Annotated in this window: 16 protein-coding genes; 15 read left to right on the top strand and 1 reads right to left on the bottom strand. The window is 59.5% G+C overall.

Annotated features, from left to right (window positions below):
* Positions 1 to 323 precede the first annotated feature (323 nt).
* The 3 genes from ACTF58_RS05360 to ACTF58_RS05370 all read left to right on the top strand — a co-directional run bounded on the left by ACTF58_RS05360 (position 324) and on the right by ACTF58_RS05370 (position 2,438).
* The gene (locus ACTF58_RS05360) at positions 324 to 1,196 is read left to right on the top strand and encodes an S-methyl-5'-thioadenosine phosphorylase (protein WP_438990941.1); all 873 of its coding nucleotides are present in this window, start codon (positions 324 to 326) and stop codon (positions 1,194 to 1,196) included.
* A gap of 70 nt (positions 1,197 to 1,266) precedes the next feature.
* On the top strand, positions 1,267 to 1,899 hold the full coding sequence (locus tag ACTF58_RS05365) for a LysE family translocator (RefSeq protein ID WP_438990942.1): 633 nt from the start codon (positions 1,267 to 1,269) through the stop codon (positions 1,897 to 1,899).
* A gap of 8 nt (positions 1,900 to 1,907) precedes the next feature.
* Entirely contained in the window at positions 1,908 to 2,438 is a 531-nt protein-coding gene (locus tag ACTF58_RS05370) for an adenine phosphoribosyltransferase (RefSeq protein WP_438990943.1), read from the top strand.
* A 52-nt stretch (positions 2,439 to 2,490) separates the two neighbouring features.
* Here the strand turns inward: ACTF58_RS05370 and tldD are convergent, their stop codons facing one another.
* Positions 2,491 to 3,918: a metalloprotease TldD gene (gene tldD / locus ACTF58_RS05375; protein ID WP_438990944.1), complete on the bottom strand. Its 1,428-nt coding sequence runs from the start codon at positions 3,916 to 3,918 to the stop codon at positions 2,491 to 2,493.
* 195 nt (positions 3,919 to 4,113) lie between these two features.
* Here tldD and coxB point away from each other — a divergent pair, with 195 nt between their 5' ends.
* The 12 genes from coxB to topA all read left to right on the top strand — a co-directional run bounded on the left by coxB (position 4,114) and on the right by topA (position 16,971).
* A complete protein-coding gene (coxB, locus tag ACTF58_RS05380) occupies positions 4,114 to 4,956 on the top strand; it encodes a cytochrome c oxidase subunit II (protein ID WP_438990945.1) in 843 nt (280 codons plus the stop codon).
* Between the two features lie 57 nt (positions 4,957 to 5,013).
* Entirely contained in the window at positions 5,014 to 5,967 is a 954-nt protein-coding gene (gene cyoE / locus ACTF58_RS05385) for a heme o synthase (protein WP_438990946.1), read from the top strand.
* Positions 5,964 to 6,197: a cytochrome C oxidase assembly protein gene (locus ACTF58_RS05390; RefSeq protein ID WP_438990947.1), complete on the top strand. Its 234-nt coding sequence runs from the start codon at positions 5,964 to 5,966 to the stop codon at positions 6,195 to 6,197. Before cyoE ends, ACTF58_RS05390 begins: the two co-directional genes overlap by 4 nt.
* A complete protein-coding gene (locus ACTF58_RS05395) occupies positions 6,197 to 6,772 on the top strand; it encodes a cytochrome c oxidase assembly protein (RefSeq protein ID WP_438990948.1) in 576 nt (191 codons plus the stop codon). The genes ACTF58_RS05390 and ACTF58_RS05395 overlap by 1 nt, the downstream gene beginning before the upstream one ends.
* Positions 6,773 to 6,800: 28 nt before the next feature.
* Positions 6,801 to 7,601, top strand: a complete 801-nt coding sequence (locus ACTF58_RS05400) for a cytochrome c oxidase subunit 3 (RefSeq protein ID WP_438990949.1) — start codon at positions 6,801 to 6,803, stop codon at positions 7,599 to 7,601.
* Between the two features lie 105 nt (positions 7,602 to 7,706).
* The gene (locus tag ACTF58_RS05405; RefSeq protein WP_438990950.1) at positions 7,707 to 8,381 is read left to right on the top strand and encodes an SURF1 family protein; all 675 of its coding nucleotides are present in this window, start codon (positions 7,707 to 7,709) and stop codon (positions 8,379 to 8,381) included.
* Positions 8,378 to 9,766 carry a threonine synthase gene (thrC, locus tag ACTF58_RS05410; RefSeq protein WP_438990951.1) on the top strand — a complete coding sequence of 463 codons (1,389 nt, stop codon included), beginning with the start codon at positions 8,378 to 8,380 and terminating at the stop codon, positions 9,764 to 9,766. Before ACTF58_RS05405 ends, thrC begins: the two co-directional genes overlap by 4 nt.
* On the top strand, positions 9,763 to 11,025 hold the full coding sequence (locus tag ACTF58_RS05415; protein WP_438990952.1) for a M16 family metallopeptidase: 1,263 nt from the start codon (positions 9,763 to 9,765) through the stop codon (positions 11,023 to 11,025). Before thrC ends, ACTF58_RS05415 begins: the two co-directional genes overlap by 4 nt.
* Entirely contained in the window at positions 11,025 to 11,612 is a 588-nt protein-coding gene (locus tag ACTF58_RS05420) for a GNAT family N-acetyltransferase (RefSeq protein ID WP_438990953.1), read from the top strand. The genes ACTF58_RS05415 and ACTF58_RS05420 overlap by 1 nt, the downstream gene beginning before the upstream one ends.
* A gap of 4 nt (positions 11,613 to 11,616) precedes the next feature.
* Positions 11,617 to 13,032, top strand: a complete 1,416-nt coding sequence (locus ACTF58_RS05425) for an FAD-binding oxidoreductase (protein ID WP_438990954.1) — start codon at positions 11,617 to 11,619, stop codon at positions 13,030 to 13,032.
* 64 nt (positions 13,033 to 13,096) lie between these two features.
* On the top strand, positions 13,097 to 14,263 hold the full coding sequence (gene dprA / locus ACTF58_RS05430; RefSeq protein WP_438990955.1) for a DNA-processing protein DprA: 1,167 nt from the start codon (positions 13,097 to 13,099) through the stop codon (positions 14,261 to 14,263).
* 110 nt (positions 14,264 to 14,373) lie between these two features.
* Positions 14,374 to 16,971, top strand: a complete 2,598-nt coding sequence (gene topA, locus ACTF58_RS05435) for a type I DNA topoisomerase (protein ID WP_438990956.1) — start codon at positions 14,374 to 14,376, stop codon at positions 16,969 to 16,971.
* The last annotated feature ends 28 nt before the right edge of the window (positions 16,972 to 16,999 follow it).

The raw sequence follows: 16,999 nt of genomic DNA on the forward strand, positions 1-16,999 counted from the left end.
TTCGGGTTCGTATTTCGTCTCGCGCCCTAACGCGCCCTGCGCAAAATAGCCAGCCCCCAGACAGCCCCCAGACAGTCCCAAGACAGGGTCGAGACAGGCGCAGGGCGCACCTCGGCACAACTATTTTGTGTCAAACGGCCCAAAGGTTAACGATTCGCGCCGCGTCAAAAGTCGATTTGGGGGGTGCACGCATGGTGCACGGGGGGTGCACGCTTATCACCCCCCCTTTTTGGCCATCACAGCCCCGTTAACACAGCGCGCGTTGCCTTGCCTTTAGCCCTGTCACGGGTCACAAATGGCGTGAAAACCTCTGGGAGAAAAGCATGAGCGAGACTGTTATCGGCGTCATCGGCGGGTCCGGCATTTACGAGATCGACGGGCTGGAAAACGCCCGCTGGCAAGAGGTCGAAACCCCTTGGGGCAAGCCCTCTGACGCGGTTTTGACAGGCACGCTTGAGGGCGTCAAAATGGCCTTTCTGCCCCGTCATGGTCGCGGCCATATCCACTCCCCGAGTACGGTTCCCTACCGCGCCAATATCGACGCGCTCAAGCGTCTCGGCGTGACAGATGTTGTCTCTGTTTCAGCCTGCGGGTCGTTCCGCGAAGAGATGGCCCCCGGGGATTTTGTCATTGTAAATCAATTCATTGACCGCACATTCGCGCGCGAGAAATCCTTCTTCGGAACGGGCTGTGTCGCCCATGTCTCGGTCGCCCATCCGACCTGCCCGCGCCTCTCTGCGGCCTGCCTTGAAGCGGCCCGAGACGCAGGGATCACGGTCCACAACGGCGGCACATATCTCGCCATGGAAGGCCCCCAGTTCTCCACGCTGGCGGAGAGCAAAATGTATCGCGAAAGCTGGGGCGCTGACGTCATCGGCATGACAAATATGCCCGAAGCCAAACTCGCCCGCGAAGCCGAGCTGTGCTATGCCTCCGTGGCGATGATCACCGATTATGACAGCTGGCATCCCGAACATGGCGAAGTTGATGTCACTGAAATCATTAAGACTTTAATGGGCAACGCCGACAAAGGCCGCGCCCTTGTCTCTCGCCTCCCCGCCCTCCTCGGTGCCGCCCGCGAGGCCTGCCCACATGGCTGCGACCGCGCTCTGGAGTATGCGATCCTGACCGCACCAGACGCCCGCGACCCCTCCCTCATGGCCAAGCTCGACGCAGTTGCGGGGCGTGTGCTCTAAGGCGCGCCAAACGCCCCCTGTGGTGGCCTCGCACCACAGGGTCACCCTTTGTTAAGAAAGATCGGCCATCATGACATTCGAAACATGGATCGCCTTCGTCATCGCCTCCTCGGTGCTTTTGATGATCCCCGGCCCGACGATCCTTCTGGTGATGAGCTACGCCCTCTCCAAGGGCCGCTCCGTTGCCCTCGCCTCTGCCGCAGGCGTCGCTTTGGGCGATCTTGTGGCCATGTCGGCCTCGCTTGCAGGGCTTGGCGCGCTGGTTCTGGCTTCGGCCACCGCCTTCACCCTGCTCAAATGGGTTGGCGCAGCCTATCTGGTCTATTTGGGCGCAAAGCTTTTGTTCTCAGCCAACGAGGAGAGCCTCGCGCTCCCTGACGCGGCCCCGAGCGTGACGCCCCGTGGCGTCTTTGCCCATGCCGCCGCCGTCACAGCCCTCAATCCCAAAAGCATCGCCTTCTTTATCGCCTTTGTTCCGCAATTTATCCGCCCCGAAGCGGCGTTTCTGCCTCAAATCAGCGTGTTGATCGCCACTTTCGTCGCCCTTGCCACGCTCAACGCATTGGCCTATGCGCTCCTCGCGGACCGTCTCCGCAGCTTCTTTTCCCAGCCCAAGGCGCTTGTCTGGATGACCCGCACAGGCGGCGCAACCCTGATCGCCATGGGCCTCTTCACCGCCACGCTCAAACGCGCAACCCCTTAGGAACACTCATGAAAACCGTCAAAGACTACATCCGCACCATTGTTGACTTTCCCCATGAGGGCATTCTCTTTCGCGATGTGACGACACTCTTTGCCGACCCGCGCGGCTTTCGCATGGCGATTGACCAGATGTTGCACCCCTACGCAGGGCTACAGATCGACAAGGTCGTCGGCCTTGAGGCGCGCGGCTTTATTCTCGGCGGAGCCATTGCCCATCAGCTTTCGGTCGGTTTTGTGCCAATCCGCAAAAAAGGCAAGCTCCCCGGCGCGGTGATTTCGGAAGAATATACGCTCGAATATGGCGAGGCGATTGTCGAAATTCACGATGACGCCATCCAGGCGGGCGAGAAAATCCTTGTGGTCGATGACCTGCTCGCCACAGGCGGCACTGCCGAAGCCGGCATCAAGCTGATTGAGCGTTTGGGCGGCGAAATCATCAGCTGCGCCTTCGTGATTGATCTGCCTGACCTCGGCGGTCGCAAGCGCCTTGAAGCCATGGGCATGGACGTCATGGCGCTCTGCGCATTTGAAGGTCTGTAAGCCCTAGGTCGCAGAGCCGCCCACCAGCCTCTCGGCGCATCAAGAGCGCCTGTCAGCCTTCGGCGGCAGAGCCGCCTACGGTCAAACCACCAATCATAACAGTGGGTTGGCCAACCCCAACAGGGACCCACTGCCCCGCCTTGCCGCAGTTGCCCATGCCCGGATCCAGCGCCATATCATTGCCAAGCGCGCGGATGTTTTTCAGCGCGGTGGCCCCGTCGCCAATGAGGGTCGCGCCTTTCACAGGCTCCATGACTTTGCCCCCTCTGACGCGGTAGGCCTCGGTGCAGGAAAAGACAAACTTGCCATTGGTGATATCCACCTGCCCGCCGCCAAAGCCCACGGCCCAAATGCCGTCCTTCAGGTCGGCCAAAATGTCGTCTGGCGCGGCCTGCCCGCCCATCATATAGGTGTTGGTCATGCGTGGCATCGGCGCGTGCTGAAAGCTCTCGCGGCGCCCGTTGCCTGTGGGTGCAACCCCCATCAACCGCGCGTTCTGACGGTCCTGCATATAGCCAACCAGAACCCCGTCTTCGATCAATGTGTTCTTCGCGCTCGGCGTGCCTTCGTCGTCAATCGTGATCGAACCGCGCCGATCAGGGATCGTCCCGTCGTCGAGCACAGTCACGCCTTTCGCAGCAATCTGCTGGCCCATAAGCCCTGCAAAAGCCGAGCTGCCCTTGCGGTTAAAATCGCCCTCAAGCCCATGCCCGATGGCTTCATGCAGCAAAATACCGGGCCAGCCCGGCCCAAGCACAATGTCCATCTGCCCCGCAGGAGCAGGCACGGCCTCAAGATTGACAAGCGCGATCCGCAGCGCCTCGCGTGCATTGGCCTGCCAGTTGCTTGGCTCCAGAAGCCCTGTCAGCCCCACGCGCCCGCCACCGCCCGCAGAGCCGCTTTCGCGCCGTCCGTCCTGCTCGACAATCACGCCCACATTCAGCCGTGTCATCGGGCGCACATCCGTCAGGCGCTGCCCGCCCACACGCAGGATCTCGACTTCCTGATAGCTCGCCGACACGGAGGCCGTCACTTGCACCACCCGCGCATCAAGGGCGCGGGCATAGGCGTCAATCTCTTTCAAAATATCAAGCTTGGCGGAAAATCCAGCGCTCTCGATCGGGTCAATCGCCTCATAAAGCCGCGTGTTTGTGCCCTTTGGCCCCACAGCCATAGTGCCCCCGCCCGCGCCCACAGCAAGGCGCGCCGTCTCGACAGCACGCGTCATCGCCGCTTCGCTGATCTCGGTCGAATGCGCATATCCGGCCACCTCGCCAAGCACCGCCCGCATCCCGAAACCTTGCGATGTATCAAAACTCGCCGTCTTTACGCGCCCGTCATCCAAGACAAGCGCCTCAGACTTCGCACGCTCCAGAAAAAGCTCGCCATCCTCCGCACCAGCGCAGGCTTTCTCCAGTAATTTAAGGGCTTTCCCCTCGTCTACTTCTGTCTCAAAGGGGCGAAACGGCGCGTTTTTCATGATTCTTCCTGTCTGGCTTGGTGCGTATTTTCTTGATCTAAATCAAAAAAGCGTCTCTTTGACGCAAGCGGCAATATTGTCTCCACGCTCAGAATATGGTTTCTGATGCACCAAGACGCAATGGGCCGAGACGTGAGTCTCTGGTTCAATTTGCTTTATGACAAAACAGAGATACTCAACCGATCAGGGTGAACCATGCGAATTCTTTCTTCTCTTCTGGCTCTTATGACAGCTTTTTTTGCCCTTCCAGCCTTGGCCCAAGATGGCGTCGAGCGCGTTGGCAAGCCTGTTGATGGCGGGCTTAATTTTCAAGTCGCCGCAACAGAGCTCATGCGCGACATTATCTGGCTCGATACGGCCATCAACTGGATCATCTTTGTGATCTGCTTGTTCGTTATCGGCTTGGTCCTCTGGATTATCGTGTTTCACAACCGCAAATCCAACCCCAAGCCAGCAAACTTCACGCACAACACACCGATCGAGGTGGCTTGGACACTTGTTCCTGTGCTGATCCTTGTCTGGATCGGGGCGTTTTCGCTGCCAATCCTGTTCAAGCAACAGATTATCCCTGAAGGTGAAGTGAACATCAAAGTCACAGGCTACCAGTGGTATTGGGGCTATGAGTATACAGACGAAGAGTTCGGCTTCGAAAGCTTCATGGTCGCCCGCGAAGAACTTGCTGACTACGGTTACTCAGACGATGAATACCTCCTCGCCACAGACACACGTATCGTTGTGCCGGTTGACAAGGTTGTTGTCATGACGGTCACGGGCGCTGATGTGATCCACTCGTGGACAATCCCAGCCTTTGGCGTAAAGCAAGATGCCGTTCCTGGCCGCCTCGCGCAGCTTTGGTTCAAGGCAGAGAAAGAAGGCCTCTACTTCGGTCAGTGTTCAGAGCTTTGCGGCAAAGACCACGCCTATATGCCCATCACGGTCGAAGTTGTAAGCCAAGAGGCCTATGACGCGTGGCTCGTCGGCGCGAAAGAAGAGTTCGCAGGCGTTGCGGCCCCCGTCACCGTGGCACTGGCCGACTAAATCGTGAGCGGGGCAGCGCGCTGCCCCCTCCTTCCTCACCTGATCCAGAGAGATGGCATGAGCGATATTTCAACAAACACACGCGTAGAAACCCGCTCGGACACGGGCGAGGCCGGCTTTGGCGACTACTTCGCCTTGCTGAAGCCGCGCGTTATGTCGCTTGTTGTCTTCACAGCGCTTGTGGGCCTGCTCGCTGCGCCCGTGCCTGTGCATCCGCTCTTGGCCTTCGCTGCGATCTTGTTTGTTGCGATTGGCGGCGGAGCCTCTGGCGCGCTGAATATGTGGTATGATGCCGATATTGACCGCATCATGCGCCGCACCCAAAGCCGCCCCATTCCCGCTGGCAAAATCACCGAGAGCGAAACCTTTGCCTTCGGTATGTTCCTGTCGGTGTTCTCCGTCATCATGCTGGCACTGGCGAGCAACTTTGTCGCCGCCGGCCTTCTTGCCTTCACGATCTTCTTTTACGTCGTGGTTTACACCATGTGGCTCAAGCGCTGGACCCCTCAAAACATCGTCATCGGCGGTGCGGCGGGTGCCTTCCCCCCCATGATCGGCTGGGCTGTCGCCACAGGGGGCGTAAGTGTCGAAAGCGTTCTGATGTTCACTCTGATCTTCATGTGGACGCCGCCCCACTTCTGGGCGCTGGCTCTGTTTATGAAGTCAGACTACCGCGACGCTGGCGTGCCCATGCTCACCGTGACACACGGCCGCAAAGCGACCCGCGCGCACATCATCATCTATACCATCCTGCTCGCACCTATTGCGATAGGCACAGGCTTCACAAGCATTGGCGGCCCTGTCTACCTGACAACCGCCCTGCTGCTCAACGCGATCTTCCTGAAAGGCGCATGGGACATCTGGCGCCGCGAAGAGGCCTTGGCCGAAGCCGACGACTACAAAACAGAAAAGCGCTTCTTTGCCTTCTCGATTTTCTATCTTTTCGCCCATTTCGTCGCCATTCTGGTGGAGAAGGGCCTTGCGCCCTACGGTCTTGGAGGCTGGTCATGAGCAGCAGCACACCCCGCGTCGAGCACGAAATTCATGGTCGCCGCCGCAGCCGCAACGTGGGCCTCGGAATTGTGCTCGGCTCGTTTGTGTTTCTTGTCATGGGTATGACCTACGTAAAACTGACCGCGCAAAATGCGGAAATGGCGGCAGAGCACGCCAAAAAACAAGCGGCCCAAGCCGCAGCAGAAGGGACAGCCACATCAACTTCTTCTCAGGAGACAAGTGACTGATGGCACTCGAAGGTAAAAACAAAACACTGGCCCAAACCGTGGGCGTCGTTGTGTTCATGGGCGCACTCGCATGGGCCTCTGTTCCGTTTTATGACTGGTTCTGCCGCGTGACAGGCTTTGGTGGCGTCACCAACACAGCCGAAACAGGCTCCGACGTCATCCTCGACCAAACAATCAAAATCCGATTTGACGCCTCCATCGAACGCGACTTCCCATGGACTTTCACCCCCATGCAGCGTGAAATGGAAGTGCGCATCGGCGAAACAGGCCTCGCATTTTACGAGGCCTACAACCCGACAGACCGCCCCGTTGCCGGCTCGGCAGCCTATAACGTTACGCCCTACGAGGCTGGCGGATTTTTCACCAAGATTGACTGCTTCTGCTTTGAAGAACAGGTGCTTCAGCCTGGCGAGCGGGTGCAAATGCCTGTGACCTTCTATGTTGATCCAGAGATTGTCACAGACCGCGAAGGGCAGTATGTCCATACCATCACTTTGGGCTACACCTTCTACGAAATAGACCTGCCAGAAGCGCAAGCTTCACTTGAGACAGGCGACTATACGAACCTTAACTAATAACATCTAGCCTCAGGCGAGGGACACCATGGCGCACGAAAAAAACCACGACTATCACATTCTTCCACCATCAGCATGGCCGCTTCTCGGCGCGCTTGCTTGCTTTGTGCTGCTCTTCGGCGCTACGCTGTATTTCCACGATGTCACAGCTTTCGTTATGATCGCAGGCTTCCTCTTCACCTTCTACGTGATGTATGGCTGGTGGGCTGAAGTTGTTCATGAAAGCAACACAGGCGATCATACGCCAGTGGTTCAAATCGGCCTACGCTATGGCGTTGTTCTGTTCATCATGTCCGAAGTCATGTTCTTCGCCGCTTGGTTCTGGAGCTTTTTCAAGCACGCGCTCTACCCGATGGGCCCCGAAAGCCCGATGGTAGACGGCCAGTGGCCTCCCGCTGGTATCGAAACATTCGATCCATGGCACCTGCCCTTGATTAATACGCTGATCCTGCTTTGCTCAGGTGCGGCCGCCACATGGGCACACCACGCGATGGCACATGAGAACAACCGCGAAGACATGAAGTGGGGCCTTATTCTGGCCGTCGCCCTCGGCGTTCTCTTTACGGGCTTCCAAATCTATGAATACACCCACGCTGCCTTCGGCTTTGCAGGCAACATCTACGGCGCAAACTTCTTCATGGCGACAGGCTTCCACGGCTTCCACGTTGTGATCGGAACGATCTTCCTCGCCGTTTGCCTCTTCCGCCTCCAAGCGGGCCACTTCACACCCGAACGTCACGTCGGCTTTGAGGCCGCGGCTTGGTATTGGCACTTTGTGGATGTGGTCTGGCTTTTCCTCTTCGCCAGTATCTACATCTGGGGCCAATAAGGCCGAGCTGCTTTCGCCCAAACCCATCAGAAACGCCCCGTTTTCGCGGGGCGTTTCGCGTTTGAGGCCTTGCGCCTTGCCCCCCTCTCGCCCTACTCATTTGCTATGAAACAAAACTGGCCCTTCCTTCTTCTGTCTGTCTTCGTGCTCGCCCTGCTTGTAAGCCTTGGCAACTGGCAAGTCGCACGCCAAGCCGAGAAAGCGGCCTATATCGCCGCCATTGAGGCGCGCCTCGCCGCCGACCCCGTCGCGCCCCCCAGAACGCCAGATGCAACGACAGATCAGTTCCTGTCCGTCACTGTTACGGGAGCCTTCACAGGCCCTGAAATTCGCGTGCTCGTGTCAACCCGTGATTACGGCGCTGGCTATCGCATCATTCAGGCGTTTGAAGCCGAGGGCCGCCGCCTGCTGGTAGATCGCGGCTATATCCGTTCTGCGGCCAAAGACGCGCCCCGCCCTGTTGGCGCCGCCACGATCCAAGGCAATCTCCACTGGCCCCAAGAGCGCGACAGCTACACGCCCGAAAACGATCTGGCAGGCAACACATGGTATGCCCGTGACGTTCCCGCGCTGGCCCAGGCGCTTGGCACCGAAGAGGTGCTTGTCATCGCCCGCAGCGAGACGCCCAACACGCGGCAGATCCTGCCGCTTCCCCTCGACACAAGCACAATCCCGAACCGCCATTTGGAATACATCATCACATGGTATGGATTGGCCGCCGTTTGGGTGCTAATGACCGCCTACTTTCTGAAACGCCGAAGCGCGAAAGCGAAACAATGAAATATATCTCGACCCGTGGCCAAGCGCCTGAACTCTCCTTTGAAGACGCCATGCTCACAGGCCTCGCCCGCGACGGTGGCCTCTATCTGCCAGATGATATCCCGACCCTCTCCAAAGACGAGATCGCCGCGCTCTCAGGTCTGTCTTACGAAGAAACAGCCTTCGCCATCATGCGGCCCTTCATCGGCGAGACATTCACCGACGCCGAGTTCAAAGAGCTGATCGCCAAGGCCTACGCAGGCTTTGGCCACGCCGCCCGCGCGCCTCTGGTGCAGCTGGGCGCAGGGCACTTCCTGCTCGAGCTGTTTCACGGCCCGACGCTCGCCTTCAAAGACTTCGCCATGCAGATCATTGGTCAGATGTTCCAAGCCGCGCTTGAGCGCTCAGGCAAGCGCATCACAATTGTTGGCGCAACATCGGGCGACACAGGCTCAGCCGCCATAGAGGCCTTCCGCGGGCTGTCTAATGTCGATGTCTTCATCCTCTATCCCCATGGCCGCGTTTCCGAAGTGCAGCGCCGCCAGATGACCACGCCAAGCGAGAGCAATGTCCACGCTCTTGCCATGACGGGCGACTTTGACGACTGCCAAGCGCGCGTCAAAGATATGTTCAACGACTTTGCCTTCCGCGACGGTGTCTCTCTTGCGGGCGTCAATTCTATCAACTGGGGCCGCGTTCTGGCGCAGGTGGTTTACTACTTCTCCTCCGCCGTGTCTCTTGGCGCACCGCATAAGAAGGTGAGCTTCACAGTCCCCACAGGCAACTTTGGCGACATTTTCGCAGGCTATATCGCCAAGCGCATGGGGCTGCCGATTGACCGCCTCGTTGTGGCAACAAACCAGAACGATATCCTGCACCGTTGCCTTTCAACGTCGGAATATCGCCCCGATGGCGTCACCCCCTCGATCAGCCCGTCGATGGATATTCAGGTCAGCTCCAATTTCGAGCGCGCCCTGTTTGAAGCCTATGGCCGTGACGCCGCCCCCGTCGCACAGCTCATGGACGAGCTAAAGCAATCAGGCTTCTCTGTCAGCCAAGGCGCGCTGCAAGCCCTGCGCGAAAGCTATGACAGCGGCAATTGCTCTGAGGCCGAAACAAGCGAGACCATCACCCGCACTCTGGCCGAAACAGGCGAGCTCCTCTGCCCGCATTCCGCCATTGGCGTCAAAGTCGCCGAAGAGCACCTCGCGCCTGACACGCCCATGATCACATTGGCCACGGCCCACCCTGCCAAATTCCCCGATGCGGTCGAAGCGGCCACAGGCATCCGCCCCCCGCTTCCGCCCCGCATGAGCGATCTTTTTGAGCGCGACGAGCGCGTCACACGCGTCGAGAACGATCTCGCCGCCCTTCAAACCCTTATCAAAGAACGGATCGCGCATTGAGCATCCAGACGCACACACTCTCAAACGGCTTTCGCATTGTCACCGAGCATATGCCGGGCCTCCAGTCGGCCTCTGTCGGTATCTGGATCGCCGCAGGCGCACGCAACGAGACACGCGAGCAGAACGGTATTGCGCATTTCCTTGAGCACATGGCCTTCAAAGGCACCAAGACCCGCTCCGCACTCGATATTGCCGAAGAGATCGAAAACGTTGGCGGCTATATCAACGCCTACACCAGCCGCGAAACCACGGCGTACTACGCCCGCGTTCTCGCGGGCGATGTGCCGCTCGCCGTCGATGTGATCGGCGATATCCTCGTCAATCCGGTGTTTGACCCCCGCGAAATCGAGATCGAGCGCGGCGTGATCCTGCAAGAGATCGGTCAGGCGCTTGATACGCCAGATGATGTGATCTTTGACTGGCTCCAGGAAGAGGCCTACCCCGATCAGGCCTTGGGGCGCACGATCCTTGGCCCCAGCGAGCGTATCAAAGCCTTCTCGCGTGACAATCTCAAAGAGTTTGTCGGCCAGTATTACGGCCCAGAAAACATGATCCTCTCGGCCGCTGGCGGCGTTGATCATGACGCGCTGGTGAAACAAGCCGAAGCGCTCTTTTCGGCCATCCCACGTGGCAATGCACCCAAAGAGACGCCAGCGCTGTTTACAGGCGGCGAACGCCGCGTTGTCAAAGACCTTGAACAAGCGCACCTCGCCATGGGTTTTGAAGGTCCAACCTATCGTGATGACGCGATCTTCACCGCACAGATTTATGCCTCAGCGCTCGGCGGCGGGATGTCCTCGCGCCTCTTTCAAGAAATTCGCGAAAAGCGCGGCCTCTGCTATACGATATTTGCCTCTGCAGGCGCTCACACCGACACAGGTATGATGACAATCTACGCTGGCACCTCGGGCGCGCAAGTCGGCGAACTGGCCGAAATCACGCTGGCCGAAATGACCCGCGCCGCCGACGATATGTCAGACGTCGAAGTCGACCGCGCCCGCGCGCAAATGAAGGCAGGGATGCTGATGGGCCTTGAAAGTCCCTCAAGCCGCGCCGAGCGTTTGGCACGGATGACACAGATCTGGGGCCGCGTGCCAGACCTTGAGGAAGTCGTGCAAAAAATTGACGCCGTCACCCGCCAGAGCGTGCGTGACTTCGGCGCCGAGATGGCAACATCGGCCAAAACAGCCGCAGCACTTTATGGCCCCGTTGAGGGCGCCCCGGAGCTTGGCGCGCTCTTGCAAAAACGAGCCGCCTGATGCTCATGCGGGTGCGCAAAAAACTGAGGCTCGAAACCGAGCGCCTCACCCTTCGCGCGCCCGTTCATTCCGATTTTCACAGCTGGTCTGCCCTGCGCCACGACTCCGAGGAGTATCTCACGCCTTGGGAGCCGAGCTGGAATATTGACCATCTCTCGCGCCGCGCCTTTACCAACCGTGTCTACTGGGCGCAGCGCTCCATGTCAGGCGACACTGCGTTGCCCCTCTTTATTTTCCGCCGTGCCGATCAGCAACTCGTCGGTGCGATCACCATCGACAACATCCGCCGTGGCCCCGCCCAAGCCGCCACAGTCGGCTATTGGACAGGACAGAACTTTGCCCGCCAAGGCATCATGCGGGAAGCCCTCACAGCCGTCGTGCACCACGGATTTCATGTCATGGACCTCAGCCGGATCGAGGCCGCCTGCCTGCCCGAAAACACTCCCTCGCGTGGTCTGCTTGAGCGCTCGGGCTTCAAATATGAGGGCGTCGCGCAAAGCTATCTTCAAATCAACGGTCGCTGGCGCACCCATGTGCTCTATGCCGCCCTGCGGATGGACCGCCGCGGCAAAACCGATATAGGCTAACGCCATGCTCACAGACCTCACACCCGATCTGCTCACAAAGTTGGAGGCGCTCCTGCCTCACGGCACGCTGCGCGAGGCTGCGCCGCGCTACCTTGAAGAGCCGCGCGCCAAATGGCAGGGCGTTGCCGCCGCCGTGGCGGCCCCCAAAACCGTAGAAGACGTGAGCACAATCCTGCGTTTTTCCTCAGAGCACCGCATCGCGCTGATCCCCTATGGCGGCGGCACAGGCCTTGTCGGCGGACAAATCACAAGCGCAGGCGCGCCGCTCCTCCTCTCGCTTGAGCGTATGAATGCGGTGCGCGCGCTGCATCCCACCGAAAACGTGATCGTCGTCGAAGCAGGCTGCACGCTCCAAGCCGTGCAAGACGCCGCCACAGGGGCAAACCGCCTTTTCCCGCTCTCCATAGGCTCCAAAGGCACCGCCCAGATCGGCGGCAACCTCGCCACAAACGCTGGCGGCATAAACGTGCTGCGCTATGGCAATGCCCGCGATTTGGCGCTTGGCCTTGAGGCCGTTATGCCCGACGGCAGCATATGGAACGGCCTCACCCGCCTGCGTAAAGACAACACAGGCTATGATTTGCGCAATCTCTTGATCGGCTCCGAAGGCACGCTCGGGATCATCACCGCCGCCGCGCTCAAGCTCTTTGCGCGCCCCGCCCAAACCGGCACAGCGCTCTTTGCGGTGCGCAGCCCCGAGGCTGCGCTTACGCTTCTCGCCCGTCTGCGCGACATCGCGGGCGAAAGCATCAGCGCCTTTGAGCTTCTACACCGTCAAGGGCTTGAGTTCGTTGCCGAAACACTGCCCGACCAGCGCCTGCCTTGGCCTGATCCGCCCGAGTGGATGGTGCTGACCGAGCTTGGCCTCGCACGTGGACCAACGCCGCAAGCGCTCTTTGAAGAGCTGTTTGAAGTCGCGCTGGAAGAGGGCCTTGCTGACGACGGGATTATCGCCCAAAGCGAGGGCCAGTCCGCCGAGCTCTGGGGCCTGCGCGAAGCGATCCCTATCGCCAATAAAAATGTCGGCGGTATCTCAAGCCACGACATTTCGCTGCCACTCAGCGTTATTTCCGAGTTTATCCCCCGCGCCACAGAGGCGCTGGCCGCGCATGGCGATTATCGCATCAACTGCTTTGGTCACCTCGGAGACGGCAACCTGCACTTCAATGTCTACCCGCCCAAAGGTGCGCACCGCGACGCTTACAAAGAGACGGCAAGTGCTGTGCAAGACATCGTCCATGACATAACTGTGGACATGGGCGGCTCGTTTTCTGCCGAGCACGGGCTTGGCCGCCTCAAAGCCGCCGATCTGGAGCGCTATGGCGACCCAACCAAACTTGCCGCCATGCACAGCATAAAGACAGCACTCGATCCACTGGGGATCCTGAACCCAGGCGCCGTATTGCGCGCAAAAAGGTAAATTGATTCAGAAGCTGTTAACCATCCCGAGGTAATGATGATTCTTGTAAGAGAACGGAGTCACAATGCCCGAAGGTTTACATCCTTCCACTCACCCCCCACTCCCACCCACCACGGAAGATGATCGGGTGTTGTGGCTTCGTCTCTTGCGTTCGCACCGTGTCGGGATCGCAACGTTTTTTCGCCTCTTGTCTGAACATGGCAGCGCCGCCGCCGCGCTTTGCGCCCTCCCGGATATTGCCCGCGCCGCAGGCGTGGAGCGCTACAAAAGCTTCTCTGAAGAAGCCGCGCGGGCCGAGCTTGCCCGTGGCAAAGACGCAGGGGCCACACTCGTATGTTATGGCGCGCCAGACTACCCCGAGGCGCTGTATGATCTGTCCGATCCGCCCCCCCTTCTCTGGGTGCGCGGCGACACATCTCTTCTGAACAAGCCCGCCATTGGCATGGTCGGCGCACGCAACGCCTCTTCTCTGGGCGGGCGCACCGCAAGGATGCTCGCCTCAGAGCTGTCAGAGAAGGGCCATGTCATCGTCTCGGGCCTCGCCCGCGGAATTGATACCTCAGCGCATCTCGCCAGCCTTGAGGGCGGCACGATTGCTGTGCTCGCGGGCGGCGTTGATGTGATCTACCCCTCAGAGAACGCACATCTCGCCCGCGACATTTCTCAAAAAGGCCTCCTGATCAGCGAGCAGCCCATGGGCCTTGCCCCGCAGGCGCGCCATTTTCCGCGACGCAACAGGCTAATATCGGGCCTTTCCGTGGGCCTTGTGGTCGTTGAGGCCGCCGCCAAATCTGGCAGCCTGATCACAGCCCGTAACGCGCTTGATCAGGGCCGCGAGGTGCTCGCTGTGCCGGGTCATCCCTTTGATGCCCGCGCCTCTGGCTGCAATATGCTGATCCGCGATGGGGCCACGCTTGTGCGCTCCACCGAAGATATTCTGGAAACCCTCGCGCCACTCGTCCCCGCCGCGCAGGCTGTTTTGCCCGAGCTTTCGCTCGATATCCCGCCGCCCCCGCCCGAGCGGCGCGGCCTCGCCGAAACGGCGGCTTTGCACCAGCAAATCCTGTCGCGTCTCAGCCCCTCGCCCCTGCCCGAAGACCAGCTCATCCGCGACCTCGCCGCGCCTGCCGCTGTGATCGGCCCTGCCCTTGTCGAGCTTGAACTTGATGGCAAAATCAACCGTGCCGCAGGCGGAATGCTCACAAAAGAGCTGGAAAACCTGCCTCAATAAGCTGCGATTAGCGCCATTTTAAGGCTGAACCACAATCACCGCATTGACATTCCCTATGTGCTGGCCGCATTTTGCGCGGCCATTAAGTGCGCGAATTTGAGAGGAAGTTTATGCCCGTAGTTGTTGTCGAATCCCCGGCCAAAGCCAAAACGATCAATAAATATTTGGGGTCCGATTACACCGTGCTGGCCTCTTATGGTCACGTGCGCGATCTGCCGCCCAAAGACGGGTCGGTTGACACAGACAACGACTTTGACATGACTTGGGAAATTGGCGTCGACAGCCGCAAACACGTCAAAGCCATTGCAGACGCCCTGAAAGACGACCCGAACCTCATTCTCGCAACCGACCCCGACCGCGAGGGAGAGGCGATCAGCTGGCATTTGGAAGAGGCCCTGCGCAAGCGCAAAGCCATCAAGAAAGACACCCCCGTCAGCCGCGTGGTCTTCAACGCCATCACCAAGGCCGCCGTGACCGAGGCGATGCAAAACCCCCGCGAAATCGACGCACCCTTGGTTGAGGCCTATCTGGCCCGCCGCGCACTTGATTACCTCGTCGGCTTCAATCTCTCCCCCGTGCTCTGGCGCAAGCTGCCCGGCGCGCGCTCTGCCGGCCGTGTGCAGTCGGTCTGCCTGCGTCTCATCGTTGAGCGCGAAATGGAGATCGAAGCGTTTAATCCGCAAGAATACTGGACGGTCAAAGCCGTGCTCAGCACGGCGCGTGGCCAAGACTACGAGGCCCGCCTCACTGTGCTGGCTGGCAAAAAGCTTGAGAAGTTTGATATCGCAAACGCCACCCAAGCCGAGCTTGCCGTCCAAGCCATCGAAAGCCGCGATCTCACGATCACCTCGGTTGAGGCCAAGCCCGCCGCGCGCAACCCCTCCGCGCCCTTCATGACCTCAACGCTTCAACAAGAGGCCTCCCGCAAGTTTGGCATGGGGGCGCGTGCCTGCATGAGCACGGCCCAGCGCCTCTATGAAGCGGGTCACATCACATATATGCGGACCGACGGGATCGACATGGCCCCCGAAGCCGTGACAGAAGCCCGCGCCGCCATTGCCGCCCGCTTTGGCGATAAATACGTCCCCAAAGAGGCGCGCATCTACAAAAACAAAGCCAAAAACGCCCAAGAAGCGCATGAATGTATCCGCCCGACCAATCTTGGGGCTGACGCCGCCGCGCTCAAACTGCGCGATGCCGACCAAGCCAAGCTTTATGATCTGATCTGGAAGCGCACCCTTGCCTGCCAGATGGAAAGCGCCCGCATGGAGCGCACCACCGTCGAGATCGGCTCGGCAGACGGCCAAGTCGGCCTGCGCGCCACAGGTCAGGTTGTTTTGTTTGATGGCTTCATGGCCGTCTATGAAGAGGGCCGCGATGATGCCGTTGTCGATGACGACGACAAGCGCCTGCCCCAGATTTCTCAGGGCGAAGCCGCGCCCAAAAAGTCGGTCACACCCGAGCAGCACCATACCCAGCCGCCCCCCCGCTATACCGAGGCGACACTGGTCAAGCGCATGGAAGAGCTGGGCATTGGCCGCCCCTCAACCTACGCCAGCGTGATCACCACGATCCAGGATCGCGAATATGTGCGTAAAGAGCAAAACCGCCTCTTCCCCGAGGACAAGGGCCGCATTGTTACGATCTTTTTGCTGAATTTCTTTCGCAAATACGTCGGCTATGAGTTCACATCTTCGCTGGAAGACGAGCTTGATGATGTCTCCGCAGGCAACCGCGACTATAAAAAAGTGCTGGAGCGTTTCTGGCGCGATTTCTCCGCCGCAATTGCCGAGACAAGCGAGCTGCGTATTTCCGAAGTGCTCGATGTGCTGGATGCCGCGCTTGCCCCGCAGCTCTATCCGCCACGCGAAGACGGCTCCGATCCGCGCGTTTGCCCCAAATGTGGCAATGGTCAGTTGCACCTCAAATCTTCGCGCACAGGCGGATTTGTTGGCTGTGGCAACTACCCCGAATGCACCTATACCCGCCCCATTGCAGGCGAAGGCGCCGATGGCGACGAGCGTGTGCTTGGCGAAGACGCAGGGGACGAAATCTGGCTCAAGTCAGGCCGCTTTGGCCCCTACGTGCAGCGCGGTGAACCCACTCCAGAGAACAAGAAGCCGCCCCGCGCCTCTCTGCCCAAAGGCTGGCAAAAAGACGAGATGGACCTTGCAAAGGCCCTCACCCTTCTCAGCCTGCCCCGCCAGATCGGCGAACACCCCGAAGGCGGCATGATCAGCTCGAACTTCGGCCGCTTTGGCCCCTATGTGATGCACCAGTTGCCCGATGATGCAAAGCCGACCTATGCCAACCTCAAAGACCCCAATGATGTCTTTGAACTGGGTATGAACCGCGCGGTCGAGCTTCTCGCCGAGAAGCGCGCCAATCCGGGCCGTGGCCGTTCGGCCGCCGCCAAGCCGCTCAAAGAGCTGGGCGAACACCCCGAGAGTGGCGGCGCCGTCAATGTCATGGAAGGCCGCTATGGCCCCTATGTGAAGTGGGAAAAGGTCAACGCCACAATCCCCAAAGACGTCGAGGCGGGCGATGTAACCATGGAACAGGCTGTCGAATGGATCGCCGAAAAGGCGGCCAAAGGCGGCAAGAAGAAAGCAGCCCCCAAGAAAAAAGCGGCTGCAAAGAAACCTGCGGCCAAAAAGCCTGCCGCAAAAAAAGCAGCCCCCAAGAAAGCGGCGGCGAAAAAAGACTGAAATCAGTGGCAGGGGGCCTAGGCTCAGG

Origin of the sequence: Lentibacter sp. (genome assembly GCF_965657785.1) — a bacterium.
Classification (GTDB): domain Bacteria; phylum Pseudomonadota; class Alphaproteobacteria; order Rhodobacterales; family Rhodobacteraceae; genus Lentibacter.